23 protein-coding genes and 2 tRNA genes are annotated in these 26,147 nt (G+C 60.8%); 5 read left to right on the top strand and 20 right to left on the bottom strand.

Annotated elements, in window-relative coordinates:
• Window positions 1–104: 104 nt before the first annotated feature.
• The 6 genes from rplI to rnr form a co-directional block, all read right to left on the bottom strand.
• On the bottom strand, window positions 105–551 hold the full coding sequence (rplI, locus tag HU731_RS18695; protein WP_003171376.1) for a 50S ribosomal protein L9: 447 nt from the start codon (window positions 549–551) through the stop codon (window positions 105–107).
• 18 nt (window positions 552–569) lie between these two features.
• Entirely contained in the window at window positions 570–1,463 is an 894-nt protein-coding gene (locus HU731_RS18690; RefSeq protein WP_003188077.1) for a YybS family protein, read from the bottom strand.
• 36 nt (window positions 1,464–1,499) lie between these two features.
• A complete protein-coding gene (gene rpsR, locus HU731_RS18685) occupies window positions 1,500–1,730 on the bottom strand; it encodes a 30S ribosomal protein S18 (protein ID WP_002551829.1) in 231 nt (76 codons plus the stop codon).
• A gap of 29 nt (window positions 1,731–1,759) precedes the next feature.
• Window positions 1,760–2,176, bottom strand: coding sequence for a 30S ribosomal protein S6 (gene rpsF, locus HU731_RS18680; RefSeq protein WP_034134759.1), 417 nt, complete (start codon window positions 2,174–2,176; stop codon window positions 1,760–1,762).
• A gap of 326 nt (window positions 2,177–2,502) precedes the next feature.
• Window positions 2,503–3,264 (bottom strand): 23S rRNA (guanosine(2251)-2'-O)-methyltransferase RlmB, encoded by a 762-nt coding sequence (gene rlmB / locus HU731_RS18675; RefSeq protein WP_003188074.1) that lies wholly within the window; start codon window positions 3,262–3,264, stop codon window positions 2,503–2,505.
• Entirely contained in the window at window positions 3,261–5,888 is a 2,628-nt protein-coding gene (rnr, locus tag HU731_RS18670; RefSeq protein ID WP_186608269.1) for a ribonuclease R, read from the bottom strand. The genes rlmB and rnr overlap by 4 nt, the downstream gene beginning before the upstream one ends.
• Window positions 5,889–6,112: 224 nt before the next feature.
• Here rnr and HU731_RS18665 point away from each other — a divergent pair.
• The 4 genes from HU731_RS18665 to HU731_RS18650 all read left to right on the top strand — a co-directional run bounded on the left by HU731_RS18665 (window position 6,113) and on the right by HU731_RS18650 (window position 9,162).
• Window positions 6,113–6,199: transfer RNA gene (locus HU731_RS18665), tRNA-Leu, on the top strand.
• A 153-nt stretch (window positions 6,200–6,352) separates the two neighbouring features.
• Window positions 6,353–6,439, top strand: a tRNA-Leu gene (locus HU731_RS18660).
• A 144-nt stretch (window positions 6,440–6,583) separates the two neighbouring features.
• Window positions 6,584–7,609, top strand: a complete 1,026-nt coding sequence (locus HU731_RS18655; RefSeq protein ID WP_186606526.1) for an extracellular solute-binding protein — start codon at window positions 6,584–6,586, stop codon at window positions 7,607–7,609.
• Complete coding sequence (locus HU731_RS18650; protein WP_186606525.1) at window positions 7,609–9,162, top strand: ABC transporter permease; 1,554 nt, start codon at window positions 7,609–7,611, stop codon at window positions 9,160–9,162. Before HU731_RS18655 ends, HU731_RS18650 begins: the two co-directional genes overlap by 1 nt.
• A gap of 108 nt (window positions 9,163–9,270) precedes the next feature.
• Here HU731_RS18650 and HU731_RS18645 read toward each other — a convergent pair whose 3' ends face one another.
• From HU731_RS18645 to HU731_RS18590, 12 genes are all read right to left on the bottom strand, one after another.
• Window positions 9,271–11,205: a methyl-accepting chemotaxis protein gene (locus HU731_RS18645; RefSeq protein WP_186606524.1), complete on the bottom strand. Its 1,935-nt coding sequence runs from the start codon at window positions 11,203–11,205 to the stop codon at window positions 9,271–9,273.
• A gap of 139 nt (window positions 11,206–11,344) precedes the next feature.
• The gene (locus HU731_RS18640; protein ID WP_003188067.1) at window positions 11,345–12,634 is read right to left on the bottom strand and encodes an adenylosuccinate synthase; all 1,290 of its coding nucleotides are present in this window, start codon (window positions 12,632–12,634) and stop codon (window positions 11,345–11,347) included.
• Between the two features lie 54 nt (window positions 12,635–12,688).
• Window positions 12,689–13,876: an ATP phosphoribosyltransferase regulatory subunit gene (locus HU731_RS18635; RefSeq protein WP_003188066.1), complete on the bottom strand. Its 1,188-nt coding sequence runs from the start codon at window positions 13,874–13,876 to the stop codon at window positions 12,689–12,691.
• Between the two features lie 293 nt (window positions 13,877–14,169).
• Complete coding sequence (gene hflC / locus HU731_RS18630; protein WP_003188064.1) at window positions 14,170–15,036, bottom strand: protease modulator HflC; 867 nt, start codon at window positions 15,034–15,036, stop codon at window positions 14,170–14,172.
• Complete coding sequence (gene hflK, locus HU731_RS18625; protein ID WP_032893838.1) at window positions 15,036–16,211, bottom strand: FtsH protease activity modulator HflK; 1,176 nt, start codon at window positions 16,209–16,211, stop codon at window positions 15,036–15,038. Before hflK ends, hflC begins: the two co-directional genes overlap by 1 nt.
• A 96-nt stretch (window positions 16,212–16,307) precedes the next feature.
• Window positions 16,308–17,609, bottom strand: a complete 1,302-nt coding sequence (gene hflX, locus HU731_RS18620; protein WP_003188061.1) for a ribosome rescue GTPase HflX — start codon at window positions 17,607–17,609, stop codon at window positions 16,308–16,310.
• 12 nt (window positions 17,610–17,621) lie between these two features.
• Window positions 17,622–17,882, bottom strand: a complete 261-nt coding sequence (gene hfq / locus HU731_RS18615; RefSeq protein WP_003188059.1) for an RNA chaperone Hfq — start codon at window positions 17,880–17,882, stop codon at window positions 17,622–17,624.
• Between the two features lie 94 nt (window positions 17,883–17,976).
• The gene (gene miaA / locus HU731_RS18610) at window positions 17,977–18,948 is read right to left on the bottom strand and encodes a tRNA (adenosine(37)-N6)-dimethylallyltransferase MiaA (protein ID WP_003188057.1); all 972 of its coding nucleotides are present in this window, start codon (window positions 18,946–18,948) and stop codon (window positions 17,977–17,979) included.
• Window positions 18,948–20,864 carry a DNA mismatch repair endonuclease MutL gene (gene mutL / locus HU731_RS18605; RefSeq protein ID WP_032893843.1) on the bottom strand — a complete coding sequence of 639 codons (1,917 nt, stop codon included), beginning with the start codon at window positions 20,862–20,864 and terminating at the stop codon, window positions 18,948–18,950. Before mutL ends, miaA begins: the two co-directional genes overlap by 1 nt.
• Window positions 20,864–22,285, bottom strand: coding sequence for an N-acetylmuramoyl-L-alanine amidase (locus tag HU731_RS18600; protein ID WP_003188054.1), 1,422 nt, complete (start codon window positions 22,283–22,285; stop codon window positions 20,864–20,866). The genes mutL and HU731_RS18600 overlap by 1 nt, the downstream gene beginning before the upstream one ends.
• Before the next feature lie 15 nt (window positions 22,286–22,300).
• Complete coding sequence (gene tsaE, locus HU731_RS18595) at window positions 22,301–22,771, bottom strand: tRNA (adenosine(37)-N6)-threonylcarbamoyltransferase complex ATPase subunit type 1 TsaE (protein ID WP_014716665.1); 471 nt, start codon at window positions 22,769–22,771, stop codon at window positions 22,301–22,303.
• Window positions 22,759–23,619, bottom strand: a complete 861-nt coding sequence (locus tag HU731_RS18590; RefSeq protein WP_186606523.1) for an NAD(P)H-hydrate dehydratase — start codon at window positions 23,617–23,619, stop codon at window positions 22,759–22,761. The genes tsaE and HU731_RS18590 overlap by 13 nt, the downstream gene beginning before the upstream one ends.
• Window positions 23,620–23,682: 63 nt before the next feature.
• On the opposite strand from HU731_RS18590, the gene queG reads away from it, so the two are divergent.
• Window positions 23,683–24,747 (top strand): tRNA epoxyqueuosine(34) reductase QueG, encoded by a 1,065-nt coding sequence (gene queG, locus HU731_RS18585; protein WP_186606522.1) that lies wholly within the window; start codon window positions 23,683–23,685, stop codon window positions 24,745–24,747.
• On the opposite strand, the gene HU731_RS18580 is transcribed toward queG, so the two are convergent.
• Both HU731_RS18580 and orn read right to left on the bottom strand, forming a co-directional pair.
• Window positions 24,744–25,361 (bottom strand): trimeric intracellular cation channel family protein, encoded by a 618-nt coding sequence (locus HU731_RS18580; RefSeq protein WP_169913170.1) that lies wholly within the window; start codon window positions 25,359–25,361, stop codon window positions 24,744–24,746. The genes queG and HU731_RS18580 overlap by 4 nt on opposite strands.
• A gap of 182 nt (window positions 25,362–25,543) precedes the next feature.
• Window positions 25,544–26,086, bottom strand: a complete 543-nt coding sequence (gene orn, locus HU731_RS18575; RefSeq protein WP_003171343.1) for an oligoribonuclease — start codon at window positions 26,084–26,086, stop codon at window positions 25,544–25,546.
• Window positions 26,087–26,147: the final 61 nt, after the last annotated feature.

Here is a 26,147-nt window from a genome sequence, read left to right as displayed (position 1 = left end):
TTGGAATTTGGGGTGTGTAGAAAAACAAAAGGCACGACCTGTAAACAGGATCGTGCCCGATGTTAACCGGCTGGCACGCGAGGTGCCAGTCAGTTAGGTGCGACTTAAGCTGCTACCACGACAACGCGTACGGTGGCTTCAACTTCGGCGTGCAGGTGCACGGCTACGTCGAATTCGCCTACGTTGCGGATGGTGCCGTTCGGCAGACGAACTTCGCTCTTCTGCACTTCAACGCCGGAGGCGGTCAGTGCATCAGCGATGTCGTGGGTGCCGATCGAACCGAACAGCTTGCCTTCGTCACCAGCGGTGGCAGTGATAGTCACTTCCAGCTCAGCCAGTTGGGCAGCGCGAGTTTCGGCCGACGCTTTTTTGTCTGCTGCGGCTTTTTCCAGCTCAGCACGACGCTCTTCAAACGCAGCCAGGTTGGCAGCGGTTGCAGCGGTGGCTTTGCCGTATGGCAGCAGGTAGTTACGACCGTAGCCGGCCTTAACGTTCACTTTGTCGCCCAGGTTGCCCAGGTTGGCGACTTTTTCCAGAAGGATCAGTTGCATGTGAAAATCCTCTAACTTTTAACCTTCACCGTTCGCGTTATCGGCGTCTTTCGACGCCAGACGACCGCGAAAATCAATCAGGCTGTCAACAATGGCCAAGACCACGAGTAACGGATAGATCAGCTGCATGAACAGCACCAGCGTGACGTACAACCCCACCAGCCAGAACCTGGCCAGTCGCTTTTGCGCAGCAAGCCCATGAATCAGGGCCAGCCCGGCAAACACCAGCGGTACGCTGCAAATCGGCGCCAGCAAGGCCATCTGTGGGCCGAAGTTCGGCCCGACAACCATACACGCCAGCAGCAACATCGCCGGCCCCGCTGGGATTCTGATACTGCGAAACTCGCGACCAAAACCACCCGGGTTGTACAACAACGCCTGCCAATAACGCCCAAGAATCAGGCTCAGCACGCTGACGACCTGCAACAAAGCCGCAATCAGGCCGGTCAGGACCGGAGCAATCAGTGACGCAAACCGCGCTCGCTCATCTACCGACAACTGCTGGTAGAGATCCCCGAGGGCCAACGGCAGGATCTTGACGATCTCCTGCGCCAGCGCCTCGATTTGCGGGCGGAAAGCCGCGCCAAGCATCACTGAGTACACCAACCCCAATGCCACGCTGACCAGCAGCGTACGGACCCAGGACTCACTTGCGCGTAAAACCAACGCAAGGCTCGATGACCCCAGCAGTACCAGAAGTACCCGTGGATCACCCATTTGCAGCCACCAGATCAAGGCCGGCAACAAACCCAGGGCAAGAACGCCAAGGGCGTCCTTCAAACCGCGCCGCAGCAGCACAAGGCAACCTGCGGCAGCACCCAACCAATAAAGCAACGGCAATGCCGCACATCCAGCCACTACCAGAGTGGCCTGCACGCGACCGCGCATGATGAACTCAGCTAAGGCGCGCATGCATTCAATCCCTTACTACTTGTCGACTGCCCGGTCTCAGCGGCCGTGGCTGTCGGTGTAGGCCAGCAGGGCCAGGAAGCGGGCGCGCTTGATAGCGGTGGCCAGCTGACGCTGATAACGTGCTTTGGTACCGGTGATACGGCTTGGAACGATTTTGCCGGTCTCGGATACGTAGGCTTTCAGAGTGTTGAGATCTTTGTAATCGATCTCTTTCACGTCTTCAGCGGTGAAACGGCAGAATTTACGACGACGGAAGAAACGTGCCATTTGATAGGCTCCTTAATAAGGTCCGTGGATTACTCGTCAGCGTTATCGCTGTTGTCGCTGTCTTCAACGCTATCATCAGCGCCTTCTTCAGGACGGTCGCGACGCTCACGGCGCTCACTGCGGTTTTCTTCAGCCTTGAGCATCTCGGATTGGCCGGTAACGGCTTCTTCGCGACGGATGACCAGGTTACGGATCACTGCATCGTTGTAGCGGAAGTTGTCTTCCAGCTCGGCCAGGGCCTTGCCAGTGCACTCAACGTTCAGCATCACGTAGTGAGCCTTGTGAACATTGTTGATTGCGTAGGCCAGTTGACGACGGCCCCAATCTTCCAGACGGTGGATTTTGCCGCCGTCTTCTTCGATCAGCTTGGTGTAACGCTCAACCATGCCGCCGACTTGCTCGCTTTGATCCGGGTGGACCAAAAAGATGATTTCGTAATGACGCATGAATGCTCCTTACGGGTTGTAGCCTGCCGCTCAAAAACGGTCAGACAAGGAGTGAATGACACTTATGGATCTTGCCGCAGGGGAGGCACATTGGTGCCTGCCAGGAAGGCAAGGGGCGCAATTGTAGAGAAGGGGGAGAAGCGGCGCAAGGTAATTGGTGATTATTTGAACAACCCCAAGCACCACAAACAAAAAATGTAGGAGCGAGCTTGCTCGCGAAAAACGTCAACGATAACGCGCCCATCCTGAATGAACGCGGCGCCTGTGAGTTTTTCGCGAGCAAGCTCGCTCCTACATTAGGATTGGGGCGAGCCCCCACACTGCAATTACTTCTTGGGCTTGGCCTTGGCTTTCGCACCACGCTGACGCTGGGCTTCAAACAGGCAAACACCCGTCGCAACCGACACATTGAGGCTGCTGACGCTACCGGCCATCGGCAAGTGCACCAGGTAATCGCAATGCTCACGGGTGAGGCGACGCATGCCTTTGCCTTCGGCGCCCATGATCAGGATGGTCGGGCCGGTGAGGTCCTGGTCATAGATGCTGACCTCAGCCTCCCCCGCCGTGCCCACTACCCACAGGCCGCGTTGCTGGAGCTTCTCCAGGGTACGCGCCAGGTTGGTCACGGCCACCAGCGGAATCACTTCCGCCGCACCGCAGGCGACCTTACGCACCACCGGCGTCAGGGTCGCGGACTTGTCCTTGGGCACGATCACCGCCAGCGCACCGGCAGCATCCGCCGAACGCAGGCAGGCGCCGAGGTTGTGCGGGTCGGTCACGCCGTCGAGCACCAAGAGCAACGGCGCACCTTCGGTACGGTCGAGCAGCTCGTCGAGCATCGCCTCGCCCCACACCTGGCTCGGGCTGACGTCAGCCACCACGCCTTGGTGAACGCCTTCGACCCACACGTCCATTTCACGACGCTCGGCCTGGCCGATGGCAACCTTGTTTTGGGTGGCCAACTCGACCAGCGCCTGTACGCGCGGCTCGCTGCGACCTTCGGCCAACCACACCTGCTTGACGCGCTTGGGGTGGTGACGCAGCAGTGCTTCTACGGCGTGTACGCCGTAGATTTTTTCCAGACTCATGACTTGGCCTTAGGTTTGCGCGACCCGCCGCTTTTTGCGGGAGCCGAACCCGCTTTTGGCGGGCCTTTACGGTGTTTACTTGGCTTGCTCGACGGTTTTTCCGCCCCTTGGGACTTTCCCCCAGACGCCGCTTTACCACCGCTTTTGGCTTCGTTGAGCAACTGCTGCTTCAACTCGCGGCTCTTGCGCAGCTCGGCGTTTTTCGCCGCGGCGTCGCTTGGGCGGTAGGCTTCAGGGGCCTTGTCCTTGGCGGAAGAACGACGACCGGCCTTGGCAGGTGCAGGCTCAGCCGTGGTTTTCGCGGCGGGCGCTTTGCCTTTGGACGCAGGTGCTGTGGTTTCACCACGCTTTTTGCGACCCGCAGGCTCAGCCGGTTTATCAGGCATGCCGAAGTCGATCTTGCGCTCGTCGAGGTCGACACGCATGACCTGCACTTCAACGGTATCGCCCAGGCGAAAGCTACGACCGGTGCGCTCGCCCGCCAGGCGGTGGTGCACAGGATCGAAGTGGTAATAGTCACCCGGCAAGGCGGTGACGTGCACCAGGCCCTCGACGTAGATGTCGGTCAGCTCGACGAACAGGCCAAAGCCGGTCACGGCGGTGATCACACCTGGGAAGGTCTCGCCCACGCGATCCTTCATGAACTCGCACTTGAGCCAGTTCACCACGTCGCGGGTGGCTTCGTCGGCGCGGCGCTCGCTCATGGAGCACTGCTCGCCCAACTGTTCCAGGGCCGCTTCGTCGTACGGATAGATCCGTGCTTTCGGAATGGTCATGGCACCGGCGCGCTTGACGTGCGGGGTGTTCTGCTTGGAATGGATCACGCTGCGGATCGCCCGGTGCGTGAGCAAGTCCGGGTAACGGCGAATCGGCGAAGTGAAGTGGGTGTACGCCTCGTAATTCAGGCCGAAGTGGCCCTGGTTATCGGCGCTGTACACCGCCTGGCTCAGCGAGCGCAGCATCACGGTCTGGATCACGTGGTAATCCGGACGGTCCTTGATGCTGGCCAGCAGGGCCTGGTAATCCTTCGGCGTCGGGCCGTCCTTGCCTTTGTGCAGGGACAGGCCAAGCTCGCCGAGGAAGGCGCGCAGTTTTTCCAGGCGCTCCGGCGGCGGGCCGTCGTGCACACGGTACAACGCAGGAATCTCGTGCTTCTTGAGGAACTCGGCAGTGGCCACGTTGGCCGCCAGCATGCACTCCTCGATCAGCTTGTGCGCGTCGTTACGGGTGGTCGGGGTGATCGCCGCAATCTTGCGCTCGGAGCCGAAGACAATTCGGGTTTCCTGGGTTTCAAAATCGATCGCGCCACGGGTATGGCGAGCGCCCAGCAACACCTTGTACAGCGAGTAAAGCTGCTTGAGGTGCGGTACCACGCCAGCGTATTCGGTACGCAGGGCCTTGGCTTCGCTGGTCTTCGGCGTTTCCAGGATGGTGCTGACCTTGTTGTAGGTCAGGCGCGCCTGGGAGTGGATCACCGCCTCAAAGAACTGGTAGTCGGTCATTTCGCCGGTTTTGGAGATGGTCATCTCGCACACCATGGCCAAACGGTCGACTTTCGGGTTCAGGGAGCACAGGCCGTTGGACAGCTGCTCAGGCAGCATCGGGATCACGCGCTCAGGGAAGTACACGGAGTTGCCGCGCACCTGGGCTTCGTTATCCAGGGCCGAACCGATCTTCACGTAGCTGGAGACGTCGGCAATCGCCACGTACAACTTCCAACCGCCGGAGAACAGGCGCAGCTTGCCTGGCTTGGCTTCGCAGTAGACCGCATCGTCGAAGTCGCGGGCATCTTCGCCGTCAATGGTGACGAACGGCAGATGGCGCAGGTCGATGCGCTTCTCTTTGTCTTTCTCTTCGACTTCCGGCTTGAGCTTGGCGGCTTCTTTGAGCACAGCCTCAGGCCAGACGTGAGGAATATCGTAGGTGCGCAAGGCAACGTCGATTTCCATGCCCGGCGCCATGTAGTTGCCGACCACTTCAACGATATCGCCCTGGGGCTGGAAGCGCGCAGTAGGCCAGTGGGTGATTTTCACCTCGACGAACTGGCCGACCTTGGCTGCGCCATTGCGGCCCGGGGTGATCAGCACTTCCTGCTGGACCTTCGGGTTATCCGGCACAACGAAGCCGATGCCGCCTTCTTCGAAGTAACGGCCGACGATGGACTCGTGGGCACGGGACACCACTTCGACGATCACGCCTTCGCGACGACCACGGCGGTCCAGGCCCGAAACCCGCGCCAGGGCACGGTCGCCATCGAACACCAGGCGCATTTGCGCCGGGCTCATGAACAGGTCGTCGCTGCCGTCGTCCGGGATCAGGAAGCCGAAGCCATCACGGTGGCCGGCAATGCGACCCAGGATCAGGTCAAGCTTGTCGACCGGCGCGTAAGTACCACGGCGGGTGTAGATCAGTTGAGCGTCGCGCTCCATCGCACGCAGACGGCGGCGCAGGGCTTCGAGCTGGTCTTCGGTGGTCAGACCGAATTCTTCAACCAGCTGCTCGCGGCTAGCAGGCGAACCACGATCGGCGAGGTGCGCCAGGATCAGTTCGCGGCTAGGAATAGGGTTTTCATATTTTTCCGCTTCACGAGCGGCCTCGGGATCGAGGGACTGCCAATCGGCCATTAGAGAGTTTTCACCTTGTCTATATGCGGGTTAGTTTGGCATACGCGTATTGAAACGGGAAATTTCAGGTATCAACAAGCGTTTAAAAGCCCTTTGCGACCCCCGGCGCGCACCTTGCACGACCACTGGCGAAATTTTCCAGGCTTTTTTCATGGCAGGGGTTTACAGCTCAAATATCGCTCCGTATAGTGCGCGCCATCGACGACGGCAACGTTGTTGATGCTGCCCAGGTGGTGAAATTGGTAGACACGCCAGCTTCAGGTGCTGGTGATCGCAAGGTCGTGGAAGTTCGAGTCTTCTCCTGGGCACCAAATTCAGATCAAACCCGCGAAAGCGGGTTTTTTCGTTTCAGGCCTTTGATTTTTAAAGAAAAATCGATTTATATTTTTCGAATCAGGGGTTTACAGATCAAAAACCCCGCCGTATAGTTCGCCCCATCAACAGCGGCAACGTTGTTAGATAATGCCCAGGTGGTGAAATTGGTAGACACGCCAGCTTCAGGTGCTGGTGATCGCAAGGTCGTGGAAGTTCGAGTCTTCTCCTGGGCACCAAATTCAGATCAAACCCGCGAAAGCGGGTTTTTTCGTTTCCGGGGTTTGAAAACTTCCCCAGTGATTTCCCCCTCATCCGCACTTGAGAAGATTTATCGTTTATCCTTGCAATGATTTGTTGCATATAAGCGAGGAACACTTCGGATGATGATCCGTGACAACCGACTCAAGACATCCCTTCTGCGCGGCCTGACCCTCACCCTACTCAGCCTGACCCTGCTCTCGCCCGCCGCCCATTCTGCCGACAAGGTCTCCCTGACCTTATACAACGGCCAACACAAAGAAGTCGGCGATGAACTCGCCAAGGCCTTCGAAGCCAAGACCGGCATCCACGTCAACGTGCGCAAAGGCAGCAGCAACCAGCTGGCCAGCCAGGTCGTCGAAGAAGGTGAGCGCTCCCCTGCCGACGTCATCTACACCGAAGAATCACCGCCCCTGAACAAACTCGGCGAGCAAGGCCTGTTGGCAAAAATCGATGCCAGCACCCTGGATGTGCTGCCCAAGGATTACGTGGGCAAAAACGGCGACTGGATGGGCGTGACCGCACGTACCCGCGTCGTGGCCTTCAACCCGAAACTGATTGCCGAAAAAGACTTGCCCAAGTCGGTACTGGATTTCGCCGGCCCCGAGTGGCAAGGCAAGGTCGGTTTCGTGCCCACCAGCGGCGCGTTCCAGGAACAAGCCGTGGCGATCATCAAGCTGCACGGTCGCGAAGCCGCCGAAGAGTGGCTGACCGGCCTGCGCGCCTTCGGCAAGGTGTACAGCAACAATATGGTCGCCCTCAAGGCCGTGGAAAACGGCGAAGTGGCCACCGTGCTGGTGAATAACTACTACTGGTTTGCCCTGAAAAAGGAAAAAACCAATCTGGATTCCAAGCTGCATTACTTCACCGATGGTGATGCCGGTGGCCTGATCACCGTGTCCTCTGCGGCCGCACTCAAATCCAGCAAGCATCCCAAAGAAGCTCAGCAATTGCTGGCATTCATGGCCAGCGAAGAAGGCCAGCGCGTGATCACCAACACCTCGGCCGAGTACCCGCTGCGCAAGGGCATGGAATCGAACCGTGGCCTCAAGCCGTTTAGCGAGCTGCAGCCACCGAAGGTCACCCCCGCAGACCTGGGTAACGCCGAAGAAGCCCTGGAACTGGAACGTGACGTTGGCCTGAACTGATGAACCCATCGCTTTCCGTCGCAGGGTTCACCCCCCGTCGCAAACGCCCGTCGATCTGGCTGCTGCTGCCCGTGCTGTTGCTGGTTGGCCTGAGCCTGTTGCCGCTCGCCTATGTCGGGCTCAAAGCCTGGCAAGCGGGCTGGACGGAGGCGGTGCATCTACTGTGGCGACCGTATGTATTCGGGCTGCTGCGCAACACCCTGGCGCTGATGGTCGGTGTGACTCTGGCCTGCGGCGTGATCGGCCTGTCCCTGGCGTGGCTGCTGGAACGCAGCAATCTGCCAGGACGGCGCATCTGGGGTGTGATCCTGTGCCTGCCGTTTGCGGTGCCGGCGTTCGTCAGCAGTTTTACCTGGGTGTCGCTGAGTGCCCAGTTCGAGGGGCTCGGCGGCGCGATCCTGGTGATGAGCCTGTCCAAATACCCGCTGGTGTTTCTGCCGGTGGCGGCCACACTGCGCAACCTTGACCCTTCCCTGGAAGAATCGGCCCGCACCCTGGGGCTCAACCGCTGGGGCGTGTTCTTTCGCATCACCCTGCCGCTGCTGTGGCCATCGCTGCTGGCCGGCTCACTATTGATCGCACTGCACATGCTGGTGGAATTCGGCGCGCTGTCGATCATCGGCTTGCAGACCTTCACCACTGCGATCTATCAGCAGTTCGAACTGGAATTCAGCAATGCCAATGCGGCGATGCTCTCGGCAGTGCTGCTGGTGATGTGCCTGACCCTGCTGTGGCTGGAGTTGCGCGTACGCGGTAAAGGCCGACACGTGCGCATCGGCCAGGGCGCGGCGCGACACGCCGAGCAGGTTCGACTGGGCAAGTGGGCACCATTGGGCCAGGTGTATTGCCTGGCGCTGGCGATCATTGGCAGCGGCATTCCGCTGGGGATGCTCGGGTATTGGTTGGCAGTCGGTTCGTCGGCAGCGTTTCCGATGGCCGAGATCGGTGAGGCACTGCTGTCATCCCTGGCGCTCTCGCTGGGCGGCGCCGCCCTGTGCCTGGTACTGGCAGTGCCGGTTGGGCTGCTGGTGGTGCGCTACAAAGGCCAACTGGCAATCTGGGCCGAACGCTTGCCGTATCTACTGCATGCCCTGCCCGGCCTGGTGATTGCGCTGACCCTGGTGTATTTCGCCCTGCATTACGTGCCGGCGCTGTACCAGACCTCGGCGTTGTTGCTGATTGCTTATGCGCTGCTGTTTTTGCCGTTGGCACAGGCACCGATTCGTACAGCACTGAACAAGGCGGCGCCACAATTGGAAGAGGCGGCGCGCACGCTCGGCGCCTCTTCGTTCAGCGCATTTTGCAGAATTACCCTGCCGATCATATTCCCGGCGTTGGGCGCTGCGTTTGCACTGGTGTTCCTGGATGCGATGAAGGAACTGACGGCGACCTTGCTGCTGAGCCCGACCGGGTTGAATACTTTGGCGACTGCCGTCTGGGCGCATACCTCGAATGTGGAATTTGCGGCGGCGGCGCCGTATGCGGCGTTGTTGATTCTGGTGTCGGGGTTGCCGGTGTATCTGCTTACGACGCGGATGTATCTGAGTCGCTGAAACCGCTTTCGCAGGCAAGCCAGCTCCCACACTCAACTGCATTCCAAAGTTGGAACTCGGTCAACTGTGGGAGCTGGCTTGCCTGCGATGAGGCCCGTCCAGACAACCTCAAGCCCTGAACTGCCCCAAACTCGCCTTCAACTGCGCCGCCAACCCATCCAGCACCTTGCCACTGGCCGTCGTCTCCACCACCGCCTGCGCCGCACGCTCGGCCTGGGCATGGATCACCTCGACGCGCCCACGCACCGCATGCGCACCCTGGGCCTGATGCTCGGCCGCGCGCGTCGCCAGGCCAATCGCCGCATGCACCTGCTCCACCGAAGCCTGTACCGTCTGCTGCAAGCGCACGCTATCGCGCAGCACCAGCAAGCCCTCATTGGCCTGACGCCCGGCCTTGCCGATGGTTTCCACCGCCTCACGCGCGCCCTGCTGCAAGGCGACGATATGCGCCTGAATATCGCCCGTGGAGCTTTGAGTCTTGCTGGCCAGCGCCCTCACTTCGTCCGCCACCACCGCAAAGCCACGCCCAGTCTCGCCAGCCCGCGCCGCTTCGATGGCCGCGTTAAGGGCAAGCAGGTTGGTTTGCTCGGCGATGCCGTGGATCACGGTCAACACCACTTCGATCTGTTCGCTTTGCTGCGCGAGCCGTTCGATCACCTGGGAGCCGGCCTGCACTTGCCCCGCCAATGCCTCGATCAAGCTGCCAACTTCGGCCGAAGTCCGTGAGTTTTCATCCGTGGCCTGGCGAATATCCACCACCTGCTGCAAAGCCGCCTGCATGGCGTGGCTTTCGGCCTGGGCCTCGTCGGCCATTTGCGACAAGGCGCGCAAACTCTCGGCCACTTCATCACGCTGCAAGCCTGCCGCCGCATCGGCGCCGGCGTTGCGCAACGTCATGGCGCCGATTTCCACGCCGGTACGCTGGGCCACGTCACCCGCCTCCCGCACGATAGGCTGCAACTTATCCACAAAGCGATTGACCGCCGAGGCCATGTCGCCGATTTCGTCCTTGCTGTTGATCTGCACGCGCTTGGTGAGGTCGCCCTCGCCGGCCGCCAGGTCATCCATCGCGGCAATCAGCAGCTTCAGGCGATTGACCACGCGCCGGCCCAGCACGATAGCGATCAGCAGCAATACGCCAAGCCCCACCAGCGCCAGGCCCATGCCGATGCGCCAGCGCAGGGTGCCCGCCGCGTCTTGCACGGCGCTGGCGGTGTTGGCCGTCATTTGCGTGGCAGTGGCTTGCGCCGATTGCAGCCGGGCGCCCATGGCGCTGGCACTGTCCGCCGCTGCGCCCTTGAGGCTATCGCCCACCAGTTGATCACCGCTGGCGATCAGCGCGGCAAAGCGCTTATCCAAGGCTTGCAGGTCGGCTTCAACCGTTGCGGTCGACACGCCCATGCGCACCTTGCCGATTTCCACACCGTTGGGGCTGATAGAGGCTTCGACGTAATACACGGACGGGTCTGTCTTGGCCGCGTTTAGCACCTTGTCCAGGGCACGATCCCCCGCGCCCTTTGCCAGCAGGGCCTGGTTGATCGGGTTTTCGCGGTTCAGGTATCGGGTCAGGTGCTCGCCCGCCGCGTCGTCGTACACCACGAACAGCACATTGGGGTTGCGCTGGGCCCGGCGGGCAAACTCCGAAAGGGTCGGCACGTCGCTATCCCACATGGCGCGGGGCGCGACCGAGGCCAGCAGTTGCGCCATGTCATTGGCGGAGTCCTGCAGGTCTTTTTCCAACGTCGCACGCAATTGCTTTTGCTCTTCCTGCAAGCGCGTGGAAAGCCCGGCTGTCAGACGCTGGCGCGTGCTGGCAGACAGGCTGTCCAAACTCGACGTGACTTCCTTGCCAGCCTGGGCCAGCTCGCCAGACAACTTCTGGCTATCAATGCCCAGGCGATTGCCCAAATCGGCTTCCAGCGCGGTCACCGTGCTCCGCGTCAGCGCGACGGCCACCAGCACTTGCACCAAAAGAGCGATACCAAGGGTAACGAACACCGGCCGCAACAGACGGCTTTGTAACAATGAGAGAACGGCAGACACTGGAAATCCCTCCACCACGGGTGCCACTAATTTGATAGCACCTCGAAAGAGGGAAACACAGCAAGGGTCGTGCCGCTTGCCAGGCAGAAACGACAAAGGGCCCCCGAAGGAGCCCTTTGCCTGTTACATCAACAGCTTATTATGCGAACGGGTGACGCAGAACGATGGTCTCGTTGCGGTCCGGGCCCGTCGAAATAATGTCGATCGGCGCGCCAATCAGCGCTTCAACGCGCTTGATGTAAGCACGAGCGTTGGCTGGCAGCTCTTCCAGGGTCTTGGCGCCCACGGTCGATTCAGTCCAGCCCGGCACTTCTTCGTACACAGGCTGCAGGCCCACGTAGCTGTCAGCGTCGGTTGGGGCAACGTCATTACCTTCAGCATCTTTGTAGCCGGTGCAGATGTTGATGGTTTCCAGGCCGTCGAGTACGTCCAGCTTGGTCAGGCAGATGCCCGAGATGCTGTTCACATCGATAGCGCGACGCAGGATAACGGCATCGAACCAGCCGCAACGACGAGCACGGCCAGTGGTGGCGCCGAATTCGTGGCCTTGCTTGGCCAGGTGCGCACCGACGTCGTCGAACAGCTCAGTCGGGAACGGGCCCGAACCTACGCGAGTGGTGTAGGCCTTGGTGATACCCAGGATGTAGTCCAGGAACATCGGGCCAACGCCAGAACCGGTCGCAACGCCGCCAGCGGTGGTGTTGGAGCTGGTCACGTACGGGTAGGTACCGTGGTCGATGTCCAGCAACGAACCCTGGGCGCCTTCGAACATGATGTCTTTGCCAGCGCGACGCAGGTCGTGCAGCTCGGCCGTCACGTCCAGCATCAGCGGCTTGAGCAGCTCAGCGTATTCCTTGCACTCGGCCAGGGTCTTTTCAAACTCGATGGCTGGCTCTTTGTAGTAACCGACCAGCATGAAGTTGTGGTAATCCACCAGTTCACGCAGTTTGTCTTCAAAGCGCGGCATGTTGAGCAGGTCGCCCACACGCAGGCCACGACGTGCAACCTTGTCTTCGTAGGCCGGGCCGATGCCGCGACCGGTGGTGCCGATCTTCAGCTCGCCACGCGCCTTTTCACGGGCCTGGTCCAGCGCAACGTGGAAGGACAGGATCAGCGGGCAGGACGGGCTGATACGCAGGCGCTCGCGCACCGGTACGCCTTTCTCTTCCAGCTTGGTGATCTCGCGCAGCAGGGCGTCAGGTGCAACCACCACGCCGTTGCCGATCAGGCACTGCACGCCTTCGCGCAGGACACCCGACGGGATCAGGTGCAAGACGGTTTTTTCGCCATCGATGACCAGGGTGTGGCCAGCGTTGTGGCCACCTTGGTAGCGCACTACGGCGGCAGCATGTTCGGTCAGCAGATCAACGATCTTGCCTTTGCCCTCATCACCCCATTGGGTGCCCAGGACTACGACATTCTTACCCATAACACTTGTCCTCATTCGCGCAAACTTGGTGCCGGCGATGGCCGGCAGGAAAACTCAAGAAGCCAGTGGCGATACTTGCCAAAGCCCGTTCTGCTGAATCAATTGCCGGTCGCAGTCCGCTTCACGGGCGGCGGCCAATGGCTGCCCAGGCAAGGCCTGGACTACACGCTGACCCTCACGGCGTAACTGGCAAACCTGCTGCCAGAGCGCTGCGTCCGTACTGTCGGGCATCCAGATGCCACCAGACGGCAGCTCGACCTCAGCACGCCCCAGGGTCACCAGGGTTTTCAAATCGGTGGAAAAACCAGTGGCCGGACGCGCACGACCGAAGTCGGCGCCGATATCGTCATAGCGACCACCTTGGGCGATGGCCTGGCCAACACCCGGGACGAACACCGCGAACACTACACCGGTGTGGTAGTGGTAGCCGCGCAATTCACCCAGATCAAAATACAGCGGCAGCTCCGGGAACCGCGCCGACAAGCGCTCGGCAATCGCCAGCACGTCATCCAGTGCCGCCAATACCGGTGCCGGCGCATTGGCCAGGCGCTCACGCGCAGCCACCAGCACTTCACGGCCGCCGCACAGGTCTACCAGCGCCCGCAGCATGCCAGCCAGCTCAGCAGGCACACCCTCGGTGAGGGCGATCACTTCATCGATCGCCTTGCGCTGCAGCGCATCGAACAACTGTTGCTCCACTTCACCGGACAACCCGGCAGCGCGCGCCAGGCCACGGTAGATACCGACGTGGCCCAGGTCCATGTGCACATCCGGCACATCTGCCAGTTGCAGCATGGCCAGCATCAGGCTGATCACTTCAACATCGCTGCTCGGGCTGGCATCGCCGTACAACTCGGCGCCCAACTGGATCGGGCTACGGGAAGACGACAACGCACGTGGCTGGGCATGCAGTACGCTGCCGGCGTAGCACAGGCGGCTCGGGCCTTCGCGGCGCAGGGTGTGCGCATCGATGCGTGCCACTTGCGGCGTGATGTCGGCACGGAACCCCATTTGCCGGCCCGATTGCGGGTCGATGACCTTGAAGGTGCGCAGATCCAGGTCCTGGCCCGCGCCGGTCAGCAGGGATTCCAGGTACTCGATATGGGGAGTCACGACAAACTCGTAACCCCAGCTCTGGAACAGATCCAACACCTGGCGACGCGCTACTTCAATGCGCGCAGCTTCTGGTGGCAGTACTTCTTCGATGCCATCTGGCAGCAGCCAGCGGTCTACCGTTGCCATTACGCCATTCCCCTTTGATCCGGGCGGCCAGCCCTCGGCCGAGCCTTGAGTGAAGCAGAAAATACCCGCCCCTTGCATAAACCACGCGCAAGAGCGACGTGACGAACGGCCTGCAAACGGCCTCGTCGGGCACTTTCCTCGAAAAACCTGTCACGCCTGCCGAATCAAACATGCAGACGCAAAAAAGCCGGGAATTTCCCGGCTGCCGCATCATACACCCGTTTTCTGAAAGGATCACCCCGCCAGGCATTTTAGCCGCCCGACGGAGTGCGCCCTACAGAATCACGGGCTGGTTACTTGGACTTTTCCAGGTAGCGGAAGAAGTCGCTGCTTGGGTCCAGCACCAGTACGTCGGTTTTGTTCGCGAAGCTTTCACGGTAGGCGCGCAGGCTACGGTAGAACGCGTAGAACTCCTGGTCCTGGCCGTAGGCCTTGGCGTAGATCGCCGCGGCTTGAGCATCGCCATCACCACGCGCCTCTTCAGACTCACGGTAGGCTTCTGCCAGCAGTACCCGACGCTGACGGTCGGCATCGGCACGGATACCTTCAGCCAACTCGTTACCCTTGGCGCGGTGCTCACGCGCTTCACGCTCACGCTCGGTGCTCATACGCTCGAACACGCTGCGGTTCACTTCCTTGGGCAGGTCAATGGCCTTGACGCGAACGTCGACCACTTCAATACCCAGCTCTTTTTCCGCCATGGTGTTCAGCGAACGGGTGATGTCCGCCATCAGCGCATCACGTTCACCGGATACCACCTCGTGCAGGGTGCGCTTACCAAACTGGTCACGCAGGCCCGATTCCAGACGACGGGACAAACGCTCGTCGGCAATCTGCTTGAGGCCGGAAGTCGCAGTGTAGAAGCGCTCGGCATCCTTGACGCGCCACTTGGCGTAGGCGTCAACCATCACGGCTTTCTTTTCCAGGGTCAGGAAGCGCTGTGTCGGTGCATCCAGGGTCATCAGGCGGGCGTCGAACTTGCGCACCTGGTTGACGTAGGGGACTTTCACATGCAGGCCCGGCTGGACATCTGCCTGGACCACGCGACCGAATTGCAGCAGCACCGCACGCTCGGTCTGAGCGACGATGTAGAAGCAGTTCCAGGCAGCGATGACCACGACGACGCCCACAATCAGGGCGGTCAGCGATTTATTGCTCATCAACGGCTCTCCCTGGTACGTGTTTGCTGTTGCAGCAAGTCAGCGGCCGCGCGGGCGCTCGCTTCGTTGGCAGCGGCATTCGAACCGGTGGACGGTGCGCCAGTGCCGCTACGACCACCTTCGATCATCTTGTCCAGCGGCAGGTACAGCAGGTTGTTCTGCCCACCTTTGCTGCCGGTCACGAGAACCTTGCTGGTGTTGCTGAAGACTTCCTGCATGGTGTCCAGGTACAGACGCTCGCGGGTCACTTCAGGTGCCTTGCGGTACTCGGCAACCAGCTTGGTGAAACGATCTGCCTCACCCTTGGCGCGGGAGACCACTTCATCGCGGTAACCGTTGGCATCTTCAAGGATGCGCTGGGCCTGACCACGGGCTTCCGGCACAACGCCGTTGGCATAGGTTTCAGCCTGGTTGCGCGAACGCTGCTCGTCTTCACGGGCACGGATCACGTCGTCAAAGGCTTCCTGCACTTCACGCGGTGCCGCTGCGCTCTGTACGTTCACCTGGGTAACGGTGATACCGGTGCGGTAAGTGTCGAGGAAGCGTTGCAGACGCTCCTTGATTTCGCTGGCCATCAACTCACGACCTTCGGTGAGCACCTGGTCCATGGCGGTGGAACCCACCACGTGGCGCAGGGCACTTTCGGTTGCGTGCTGCAGGCTGATTTCCGGCTGATCAACGTTCAGCACGAAGTCTTGCAGGTTGCTGATCTTGTACTGCACGGTCAGCGGCACTTCGACGATGTTCTCGTCTTCGGTCAGCATCTGGCCCTGCTTGGTGTACGCACGCTCACGCGTCACGTTCTCCATGTACTTCTTGTCGATCGGCGGGAAATAGATATTCAGGCCCGGGCCGACAGTCTCGTAGTACTTGCCGAAGCGCAGCACCACGGCTTGCTCCTGCTCGTCCACCACGTACACGGCGCTGTAGAGCCATACGGCCGCCAGCACGACAAGACCCAGGCCCAGCAGGCCATAGCCACCGCCCTTGCTTGTGCGACCGCCGTCGTCACCACCACGTTTTTTCCCACCACCGAACAACCCATTCAGGCTTTCCTGCAGCTTTCGGAAGGCCTCGTCGAGATCCGGTGGCCCCTTGCGGTCGCCATTATTGCGGCGCTTACCACCCCAAGGATCCTGATTATTCGAGTTGCCACCCGGCTCATTCCAAGCCATAGCGCTCTCCATCTGATAAAGCAAAGACGCACCCACGGCGCGCCGACCAATGCTACAGAATGCCTGCTACTGCGGCACAACCGCTTTCTCAGGCTTTTATTGCAAAGTGTGTTGTTCGATGAACTCTGCCGGTACAACACCCTCTCGGCTGACCAGCCGATTGAGTTCCGAGCGTGGCAATCGAACAGCCAGCAAGCTGACACCTTCTTCGTCGTGTTCTTCTTTCTGTACCGCGCCCAGCTCGAAAAACTGTGCACGCAGTCGAGCAAAACGTTGCGGCAAGCGCAAGGTGCCGACGAACAAATCGCTGCCGAGCAATTCGGCAATGGCTTGTTCAAGCAGCTCCAAGCCACTGCCATCTCGCGCCGACAGCCAGACCCGCTGGGGCTTGCCGTTCTCGTCGCGCTGGATCTGTGGCTCAACGCCCTCAAGCAAATCGAGTTTGTTATAGACCTCGAGGATCGGCAAGTCCTGGGCACCAATCTCGCCCAGCACCACCATCACCTGTTCAATCTGCAACATGCGATCCGGTTCGGCCGCATCGATCACGTGCAACAGCAGGTCGGAATTGCTCGACTCTTCGAGCGTAGACCGAAATGCCTCGACCAGCTTGTGGGGCAGGTGGCGAATGAAACCCACGGTATCGGCCAGCACAATCGGCCCCAGGTCATCGATGTCCAGACGGCGCAGGGTCGGGTCGAGGGTGGCAAACAGTTGGTCGGCCGCGTACACGTCCGATTTAGTCACGTTATTGAACAGCGTGGATTTGCCGGCGTTGGTGTAGCCCACCAACGACACCGTCGGGATATCCGCACGGGAACGGCCACGTCGCGACTGTTCGCGCTGGCTGCGTACTTTTTCCAGGCGGCCCTTGATCTGGCGCAGGCGAACCCGCAGCAGACGCCGGTCGGTTTCCAACTGGGTTTCACCCGGGCCACGCATGCCGATACCGCCACCCTGACGCTCAAGGTGAGTCCAGCCGCGAACCAGGCGGGTGCTCATGTGGTCAAGCTGGGCCAGTTCAACCTGGAGCTTGCCTTCATGGGTGCGGGCGCGTTGGGCGAAAATATCGAGAATCAGACCGGTACGGTCGATCACGCGACACTCGAAAACACGTTCGAGGTTACGTTCCTGACTGGGCGTGAGGGTGTGATTGAAGATCACCAGATCGGCTTCTTCGGCATGAACCAGGTCGCGCAGTTCCTCGACCTTGCCGCTGCCAATCAGGTATTTGGCGGTTGGCCGATGACGCGGTACGTTAAAAAACGCAACGGTCTCGGCGCCGGCCGAATTTGCCAACTCCTGAAACTCCTGCGGATCTTCGCGCGCCTCAGGGTCCTGTCCATCCAAGTGAACGAGGATTACTCGCTCACCACCACCGTGGCGCTCAAAGAACAAAGGAGACTCCTATCAGGCGTTACCTGGCTCAGCGTCACCCTGTTCATCACCTGCTGCGCTAGGCAGACGGATTGGACGAACTGGAACGACTGTCGAGATAGCGTGCTTGTAAACCATCTGGCTGACGGTGTTTTTCAGCAGGATAACGAATTGGTCGAACGACTCGATCGTACCTTGCAGTTTGATACCGTTGACCAGATAGATGGAAACCCCAACTTTCTCTTTACGTAAAGTATTCAAGTAAGGGTCTTGTAGCGAATGCCCTTTTGACATGTGCCGCACTCCTTTAAGGATCAATAATAAAAAATCGGAAAATAGATAGCTTATGGCCGTCACACCCCCAAGGATAGACGGCAATTGCAAGGACTCAGCTCAATATGGAGACCGTTCCCAAGTATTTCAAGGCGCGTGACAGATTGTCGCTGTCCAGGCTGTCCAACCAGTGCAAATCGCTCCAGCTGCGCAGCCAGGTGAACTGGCGCTTCGCCAATTGGCGCGTGGCAATGATGCCGCGCTCCTGCATTTCGGCTGACGTCAGCTTGCCATCCAGATGATCCCAGACTTGGCGGTAGCCTACAGCACGTATCGAAGGCAGCCCTGCATGCAGGTCGCCTCTTGAACGCAATGCTACGACCTCGTCCACAAACCCCTGTTCCAACATTAGTGTGAATCTTTGTGCAATTCGTTCATGCAACACCTGGCGGTTTGCCGGAGCGATGGCCAGATTCGCCACAGTATAGGGCAATTGTGACTGTCCAGATGCGCCTGCATCAGCACTTTGCGCACTTTGTTTCAGCCGATGTTCAGTCATGGTCTGGCCACTGACGCGCCAGACTTCCAGAGCGCGGGTGAGCCGCTGGGGGTCATTGGGGTGAATACGTGCCGCAGACACCGGGTCTACCGCCGCCAGTTGGTCGTGAAGAGCTTGCCAGCCAAGGCGCGCAGCCTCTTCTTCAAGCTCGGCGCGCACCTGGGCATCGGCAGGCGGCATATCGGCCAGGCCTTCCTGTAGCGCCTTGTAATAAAGCATGGTGCCGCCCACCAGCAGCGGGATATTGCCGCGTGCGGTGATCTCGGCCATGGCCGCCAGGGCGTCGGTGCGAAAGTCCGCCGCCGAATAGCTCTGCGCCGGGTCGATGATGTCGATCAACTGGTGCGGATATTGGGCCAATAGCGCTTTCGACGGCTTGGCAGTGCCGATATCCATGTCCCGGTAAACCAGGGCAGAGTCGACACTGATCAGCTCGCAAGGCAGCACCTTGGTCAGCTCGATGGCCAGGTCGGTCTTGCCAGCGGCCGTGGGGCCCATCAGGAAGATGGCGGGGGGCAAGGCGCTCATCAGCGGCCGCGCAAGAACAGTTTGTCCAGATCGTCCAGGCCCATCTGGGTCCAGGTCGGTCGGCCATGGTTGCATTGACCGCTGCGCTCGGTGTTTTCCATGTCGCGCAGCAGGCCGTTCATTTCCGGCAGGGCCAGGCGGCGGTTGGCGCGGATGGCGCCGTGGCAGGCCATGGTGCCGAGCAATTCGTTGATATGCGCCTGGATACGATCACTGGTGCCGTACTCCATCAGGTCTGCCAGCACGTCGGCCACCAGGCGGTTGGCCTCGGCCTGCTTGAGCAGCGCGGGAATCTGGCGGATCGCCAGGGTTTCCGGGCCCAGGCGTTGCAACTCGAAGCCCAGCTTCTGGAACACACTGTGATGTTCTTCTGCGCAGTCGGCTTCACGCTGGCTCACCGCCAGGGATTCGGGCACCAGCAGCGGCTGGCCGCTGAGGCCTTCGCTGGCCATGGCGATCTTCAGGCGCTCGTACATGATCCGCTCATGGGCGGCGTGCATGTCCACCAGAACCAGGCCATGGGCGTTTTCGGCGAGGATATAAATGCCTTTGAGCTGCGCCAGGGCATAGCCCAGCGGCGGAATATCACCACCGCCTTCGGGCAACGCCACAGCAGCGCCCGGCTCGGCACCCGGCAGCGGCGCAAAAAACTCACGGTACGCCGCCTGGGCCTCGGCCACCGGCACCGTCGATTGCGGGCGCGGCGTGTACTGATACTGATAACCCGCACCGGCACCGGAGTTTGGCGCCGTATAGGCTGGCTGTGCCTGTGGCGATTGCAGCAAGTTGGCCGCCAGGCTCATCTCACCCTGGGGGCCGAACTCGCCGGCTTCCGGACCGCTCGGCCGCACCACCGCCGTGACAATCGGCGCGGACAACTGATCATCCGGACGCACGTCGCCCAAGGCGCGGTGCAGCGTGCCATAGAGGAAGTCATGCACCATGCGCCCGTCACGGAAGCGCACTTCGTGCTTGGTCGGGTGTACATTGACGTCGACCACCGAAGGGTCAACCTCAAAGAACAGCACAAAGGTGGGGTGTCGCCCGTTGAACAGCACATCGCGATAAGCCTGGCGTACCGCGTGGGCCACCAGTTTGTCGCGTACCGCACGGCCGTTCACAAAGAAATACTGCAAGTCGGCCTGGCTGCGTGAGAACGTCGGCAACCCGACCCAGCCCCACAGCCTCAAGCCATTGCGCTCGATCTCAATCGGCAGCGCCTGCTCCAGGAAACCGCTGCCACACACCGCCGCCACCCGCCGAGCACGGGCGGCGTCGTCGTTGGCTTCGTGCAGGCTGAGGATGGTCTTGCCATTGTGACGCAGGTGAAAGGCCACATCGAAACGCGCCAACGCCAAGCGTTTGATGACTTCTTGCAGGTGATCGAATTCGGTTTTTTCGGCCTTGAGGAACTTGCGCCGCGCCGGGGTATTGAAGAACAGGTCGCGCACTTCCACCGAGGTGCCCACCGGATGCGCCGCCGGCTGGACCCGAGGCGCCATGTCGCGGCCTTCGGTTTCCACTTGCCAGGCTTGCTCGGCGCTGCGGGTGCGGGAGGTCAGGGTCAGGCGGGCCACGGAGCTGATGGAGGCCAGGGCCTCACCGCGAAAGCCCAGGCTCATGACCCGCTCCAGGTCTTCCAGGTCGCGGATCTTGCTGGTGGCGTGACGGGCCAGGGCCAGGGGCAGGTCATCCGAAGAGATACCGCTGCCATCGTCACGTACCCGCAGCAGCTTGACGCCGCCCTGCTCCACATCGACATCGATGCGTTTGGCACCGGAGTCGATGCTGTTTTCCAGCAATTCCTTGATCACCGACGCCGGGCGCTCAACCACCTCACCCGCAGCGATCTGGTTGGCAAGGCGCGGGCTGAGCAATTCAATGCGCGAGCCGCTGTTCAAGGTGGATTCGCTCATTACTGCGCCGCCAACGAAGTGCCGGGGATGGTCAACACCTGGCCGATCTTCAACTCATCGGTCTTCAGGTTATTGGCGCTGCGCAAGGCTGCAGGCGTGACCTGGAAACGCACGGCCAGCATGGCAACGGTGTCACCGGGTTGCACACGATGGTCACGCGGGCCCTGGGCGATTTTGCCGGAGTCGCGCAGCCACGCAATATAGGTGCCCGGCGGCGGGTTCTGCTGGAAGAACTGGCGCACACCGGCGCTGATCGAGCGCGCCAGCGCTTGCTGGTGGCTGGCGCTGGCCAGTTTCGACGCTTCGTTGGCGTTGGAGATAAACCCGGTTTCCACCAGGATCGACGGAATATCCGGCGACTTCAACACCATGAACCCGGCTTGTTCCACGCGCTGTTTGTGCAGCGAGGTCACACGGCCGATATTGCTCAGGACTTTCTGGCCCACGTTGAGGCTGGAGGTCAGCGAAGCGGTCATCGACAGGTCGAGCAGTACGCCTGCGAGCATCTTGTCCTTGTCATCAAGGGACACGTTACCGGCCCCGCCGATCAAGTCGGAACGGTTTTCACTGTCGGCCAGCCAGCGCGCGGTCTCGGAGGTAGCGCCGCGATCCGACAGGGCAAATACCGAGGCGCCAAACGCAGCGGTTGAAGGCGCGGCGTCGGCGTGAATGGACACGAACAGGTCCGCGCCCTTCTTACGGGCAATTTCGGTACGGCCACGCAACGGAATGAAGTAGTCACCGGTGCGGGTCAGTTCGGCGCGGTAGCCTTTCATGCCGTTGACCTGGCGCTGCAGCTCACGGGCAATGGCGAGCACCACGTCTTTCTCATGCTGGCCGCGGGAGCCGGAAGCCCCCGGGTCTTCGCCACCGTGGCCGGCGTCGATCACCACGATGATGTCGCGCTTGCCGGCCGGTGCAGGCGGTGGCGGTGGCAGCTTGACCTGGGGTTGCGAAGGGTTGACCGGCACTGCAGGCACCGTCGCCACGCTCGGCGTTGGCGCAGGCGGCGGTGCGGCGTCGGCGGGGTTGTCGAACAGGTCGACCACCAGGCGGTTGCCGTACTGGGCGTTGGGCGCCAGGGAGAAGCTTTTGGGGGTCACGGCCTTTTTCAGGTCGATGACCACACGCAGGTCGGTCGGCGTACGTTGGGCCGAGCGCATGGCGGTAATGGGTGTGTTGGCGGTGGAGACTTTCAGCGGCGCGGCCAGGCTGGCACCGTTGATGTCGATCACCAGGCGATCAGGCGCCGTCAAGGTAAAGACGCTGTGCTGGACCGGGCCAGACAGGTCGAACACCAGTCGCGTGTTATCCGGCGCTCGCCACAGGCGAACACTTTTCACCTGTGAAGCAGCCAGAGCATTGACAGTCATTGCCGCAAGCAACACCCCCACGACAGCAACCAACGCGCGAAAGCGCATACCTAACCCCACCAATTATTTGAATTCCAATGCCAGAGCAGCACACCACGACTCAGCGCGTGGGCTCTGGGGCAACAACTTCAGCTGACGTCCGTGCTCATGCGGCGTAATGGTAATGGTCAGGTCCGGCTTTGGCAAAAAGCCTGTGCCTTTATTTGGCCACTCGATCAGACATAACGCATCGTCGTCGAAGTAATCACGGATGCCCATGAACTCCAGCTCTTCCGGATCGACCAGGCGATAGAGGTCGAAGTGGAAGGCGCGCACATCCCCGATCTCGTAGGGCTCGACCAACGTGAACGTCGGGCTTTTTACCGCGCCGGTATGGCCCAGGCCGCGAATAATTCCCCTGGACAGGGTGGTTTTACCTGCGCCCAGGTCGCCCTCGAGAAAGATCAACCCGGCCCCTTGCGTGACCTGCGAAATACGCTGACCCAACGCGACCATGGCCTCTTCATCTGCCAAAAAAAGAATTACTTCAGGCACGGCGACTGCTCCTCCAGCAATTGACGAATGGCGGGGATCAGGTCGCTGGCAGCCAAGCCGCGACCAAAACTGCCCTGGCGGTCTCCGGCGGTCGCGTGCAACCACACGGCCAGGCAGCTCGCTTCGTACGCGGGCATCCCCTGAGCCAATAGTGCGCCGACCAGGCCGGCCAGCACATCGCCGAGCCCCGCTGTTGCCATCGCCGGGTGGCCTTGATCACACCGCGACACGCGCCCATCCGGGCTGGCAATCAAACTGCCAGCACCCTTGAGGATAGCCACTGCATTGAATTTGTGGCTCAACGCGCGCGCCACCTTAAGGCGATCTGCCTGAACCTCGGCTGTCGATAGCCCCAACAAACGCGCAGCTTCGCCCGGATGCGGGGTAATCACACTATTGGCCGGAAGGCTGACGCTGCCGGTGGCGAGCTGATTGAGCGCATCGGCATCCCAAACCTGCGGCTGGCTGGCATTGGCCGCGACCGACAACAGGCTCTTGCCCCAGGCGGCATCGCCCAGGCCTGGGCCAATGACGATCACCGAGATTTTTTCCAGCAGGCCCATCAACTGGTTGGCCGAACTCACGCCAACGGCCATGACCTCCGGCAGCCGAGCCAGAGCAGCCGGCACATGTTCCGGCCGCGTCGCCAGCGAGACCATGCCGGCGCCGCTGCGCAGGGCACTTTCGCTGCTCAGCAACGCCGCGCCGCCAAAGCCACGGTCACCACCGATGACCAGCAAGTGGCCGAACTGGCCCTTATGGGCGTCCGGGGAACGCGCAGCCAGTTGCGGCAAATGGCCGGGCAACAACAGCTGAACGTCGGTAATTGGGTGTTTTGTCTGAGGCATGCGTCTTCAAGCTCCGATGTCTGGCAGAATTATACGCATCTAACCTGTGGTTTCCCGTGTCTCATGCCTGCTATTACCTCCGATCTGCCCGCCCTCGCCCAATCGATCAAAGACTGGGGTCGCGAGCTGGGCTTTCAACAAGTGGGCATCAGCGGCCTCGACCTGGCTGAGCATGAACAGCACCTGCAACGCTGGCTCGACGCGGGCTACCACGGCGAGATGGAATACATGGGCGCCCACGGCAGCAAACGCTCGCACCCGGACGAGCTGGTGCCCGGTACCTTGCGCGTGGTGTCACTGCGCATGGACTACCTGCCCGGCGACACCCAAATGGCGCATTTGCTGGCCCAGCCAGAAAAAGCCTACATCTCGCGCTACGCCCTGGGCCGCGATTACCACAAGCTGATCCGCAAACGCGTGCAGCAACTGGCCGACCGTATCCAGGCGCAGATCGGGCCGTTTGGCTTTCGCGCTTTTGTCGACAGCGCGCCCGTCCTGGAAAAAGCCATCGCCGAACAAGCGGGCCTGGGCTGGATCGGTAAAAACACCCTGGTGCTCAACCGCAAGGCTGGTAGTTATTTCTTCTTGAGCGAGCTGTTTGTCGATTTACCGTTGCCGGTAGACCCACCCCACGCAACCGAACACTGCGGCCGCTGCACAGCGTGCTTGGACATCTGCCCCACCAACGCTTTCGTCGGCCCTTACGTGCTGGACGCGCGACGCTGCATTTCGTACCTGACCATCGAACTCAAGAGTGCCATCCCCGAAGACCTGCGCCCACTGATTGGTAACCGGGTATTTGGCTGCGATGACTGTCAGATCGTTTGCCCGTGGAATCGTTTCGCCCGCCCCACCGCCGAAAGCGATTTCAAGCCACGGCACAATCTGGATAACGCTGAACTGGCCGAATTGTTTATGTGGGACGAGGATAAATTCCTCAGCAGCACCGAGGGCTCGCCCCTGCGCCGCGCCGGTTATGAGCGCTGGTTACGCAACCTGGCGGTGGGCCTGGGCAATGCGCCCTCCAGCATTCCAGTGCTGGAAGCCTTGAAGGCGCGGCGGGACTACCCGTCGGAGTTGGTACGCGAACACGTGGAGTGGGCGCTGGAGCAACACGCTGCGCGCTAGTGCACATCGTCGTTGTAGACGAACTTGGGCATTTCCCAGTGAAAACGGATCGCTAGCAGGCGCAACAGGAAGCCACTGAACAGCGTCAGTAGAATCGCTTGCTCGCTGGGCAGCTCCAGGTACAGACACAGCAGGTAGAACCACGCGGCCAGGAAAGACACGCTGGCATATAGCTCACGGCGGAAGATCAGCGGGATGTCGTTACAGAAGATATCCCGCAGGATGCCGCCGAATACCCCGGTGATGACCCCGCTGACCGACGCCACCAACATGCCATGGCCCATCTCCAGGGCGGTCATGCAGCCGATCAGGGTGAAGGCCACCAGCCCCACCGCATCCAGCGCCAGGAACAGCGAGCGCAGGTGGCGCATCAAGGGCGCGATAAAGATCGTCACCAACGCCGCAACAGAGGTCAGCACCAGGTACTCCGGGTGCTTGACCCAGGTCAGCGGGTAGTGGCCGAGCAGCACATCACGCACCGAACCGCCGCCCAAGGCCGTCACGCAAGCGATCAGCACCACGCCAAACCAGTCCATGCCACGCCGACCCGCGGACAGAGCGCCAGTCATGGCTTCGGCGGTAATGGCGACAAGGTAGAGCATCAGCAACATGATGGCGATCCTGACAGAGAGGCCGGCAGTCTAATCATTTGCCGAGGGCACCAAAAGGGGGCGTTTGGCGATAAACCGCGTCGCCTGCATCGCAGGCAAGCCAGCTCCCACACTTTGGATTTGCGAATGCAGTCAAATGTGGGAGCTGGCTTGCCTGCGATGGCGCCTCCAATGCCGCCGCAGAATCAAGCCTTGATGAAATGCTTGCGGTAATGCTGCAACTCGGCAATCGACTCGCGAATATCATCCAGCGCCAAATGGGTGCTGCCCTTATGGAAGCTGTCTTTGACCTCCGGCGCCCAGCGCGCAGCCAGTTCTTTCAAGGTCGACACGTCGAGGTTGCGGTAGTGGAAGTAGCTTTCCAGCCCCTTCATGTGCGTATAAAGGAAGCGACGGTCCTGGCAGATGCTGTTGCCGCAGATCGGCGACTTGCCCTTGGGCACCCATTTTTCCAGGAAGGCGATGGTTTCGGCTTCGGCTTCGGCCATGCTGATGCGGCTGTCGCGCACGCGCTGGGTCAGGCCGGAGTTACCGTGGGTGCGAGTGTTCCACTCGTCCATGGTGGCCAACACGGCGTCGCTGTGGTGGATGGCGATCACCGGGCCTTCGGCCAAGGTGTTGAGGTTGCTGTCGGTGACAATGGTCGCCATCTCGATGATGACATCGGTGTCGGGGTTCAGACCGGTCATTTCCAGATCGATCCAAATCAGGTTCTGTGGGTTTTGCATGGCTTGATTCTCTTGGCACCTTGGCGTAGCCGGGCAGTTTAGCAGGCGGGGGCGTGCTAGA

Origin of the sequence: Pseudomonas salmasensis (genome assembly GCF_014268375.2) — a bacterium.
Classification (GTDB): Bacteria; Pseudomonadota; Gammaproteobacteria; order Pseudomonadales; family Pseudomonadaceae; genus Aquipseudomonas; species Aquipseudomonas salmasensis.
This window is presented reverse-complemented; position numbering and strand designations above follow the sequence as displayed.

What these genes read in the sequence shown, in the direction of transcription:
- orn (WP_003171343.1), bottom strand. Translation starts at nt 26,086, where the DNA reads ATGCAAAACCCACAGAACCTGATTTGGATCGATCTGGAAATGACCGGT.
- HU731_RS18635 (WP_003188066.1), bottom strand. Translation starts at nt 13,876, where the DNA reads ATGGCAACGGTAGACCGCTGGCTGCTGCCAGATGGCATCGAAGAAGTA.
- HU731_RS18640 (WP_003188067.1), bottom strand. Translation starts at nt 12,634, where the DNA reads ATGGGTAAGAATGTCGTAGTCCTGGGCACCCAATGGGGTGATGAGGGC.
- queG (WP_186606522.1), top strand. Translation starts at nt 23,683, where the DNA reads ATGCCTGCTATTACCTCCGATCTGCCCGCCCTCGCCCAATCGATCAAA.
- rplI (WP_003171376.1), bottom strand. Translation starts at nt 551, where the DNA reads ATGCAACTGATCCTTCTGGAAAAAGTCGCCAACCTGGGCAACCTGGGC.
- HU731_RS18590 (WP_186606523.1), bottom strand. Translation starts at nt 23,619, where the DNA reads ATGCCTCAGACAAAACACCCAATTACCGACGTTCAGCTGTTGTTGCCC.
- HU731_RS18690 (WP_003188077.1), bottom strand. Translation starts at nt 1,463, where the DNA reads ATGCGCGCCTTAGCTGAGTTCATCATGCGCGGTCGCGTGCAGGCCACT.
- rnr (WP_186608269.1), bottom strand. Translation starts at nt 5,888, where the DNA reads ATGGCCGATTGGCAGTCCCTCGATCCCGAGGCCGCTCGTGAAGCGGAA.
- rpsF (WP_034134759.1), bottom strand. Translation starts at nt 2,176, where the DNA reads ATGCGTCATTACGAAATCATCTTTTTGGTCCACCCGGATCAAAGCGAG.
- HU731_RS18655 (WP_186606526.1), top strand. Translation starts at nt 6,584, where the DNA reads ATGATGATCCGTGACAACCGACTCAAGACATCCCTTCTGCGCGGCCTG.
- mutL (WP_032893843.1), bottom strand. Translation starts at nt 20,864, where the DNA reads ATGAGCGAATCCACCTTGAACAGCGGCTCGCGCATTGAATTGCTCAGC.
- hfq (WP_003188059.1), bottom strand. Translation starts at nt 17,882, where the DNA reads ATGTCAAAAGGGCATTCGCTACAAGACCCTTACTTGAATACTTTACGT.
- rpsR (WP_002551829.1), bottom strand. Translation starts at nt 1,730, where the DNA reads ATGGCACGTTTCTTCCGTCGTCGTAAATTCTGCCGTTTCACCGCTGAA.
- rlmB (WP_003188074.1), bottom strand. Translation starts at nt 3,264, where the DNA reads ATGAGTCTGGAAAAAATCTACGGCGTACACGCCGTAGAAGCACTGCTG.
- HU731_RS18600 (WP_003188054.1), bottom strand. Translation starts at nt 22,285, where the DNA reads ATGCGCTTTCGCGCGTTGGTTGCTGTCGTGGGGGTGTTGCTTGCGGCA.
- miaA (WP_003188057.1), bottom strand. Translation starts at nt 18,948, where the DNA reads ATGAGCGCCTTGCCCCCCGCCATCTTCCTGATGGGCCCCACGGCCGCT.
- hflC (WP_003188064.1), bottom strand. Translation starts at nt 15,036, where the DNA reads ATGAGCAATAAATCGCTGACCGCCCTGATTGTGGGCGTCGTCGTGGTC.
- HU731_RS18650 (WP_186606525.1), top strand. Translation starts at nt 7,609, where the DNA reads ATGAACCCATCGCTTTCCGTCGCAGGGTTCACCCCCCGTCGCAAACGC.
- hflK (WP_032893838.1), bottom strand. Translation starts at nt 16,211, where the DNA reads ATGGCTTGGAATGAGCCGGGTGGCAACTCGAATAATCAGGATCCTTGG.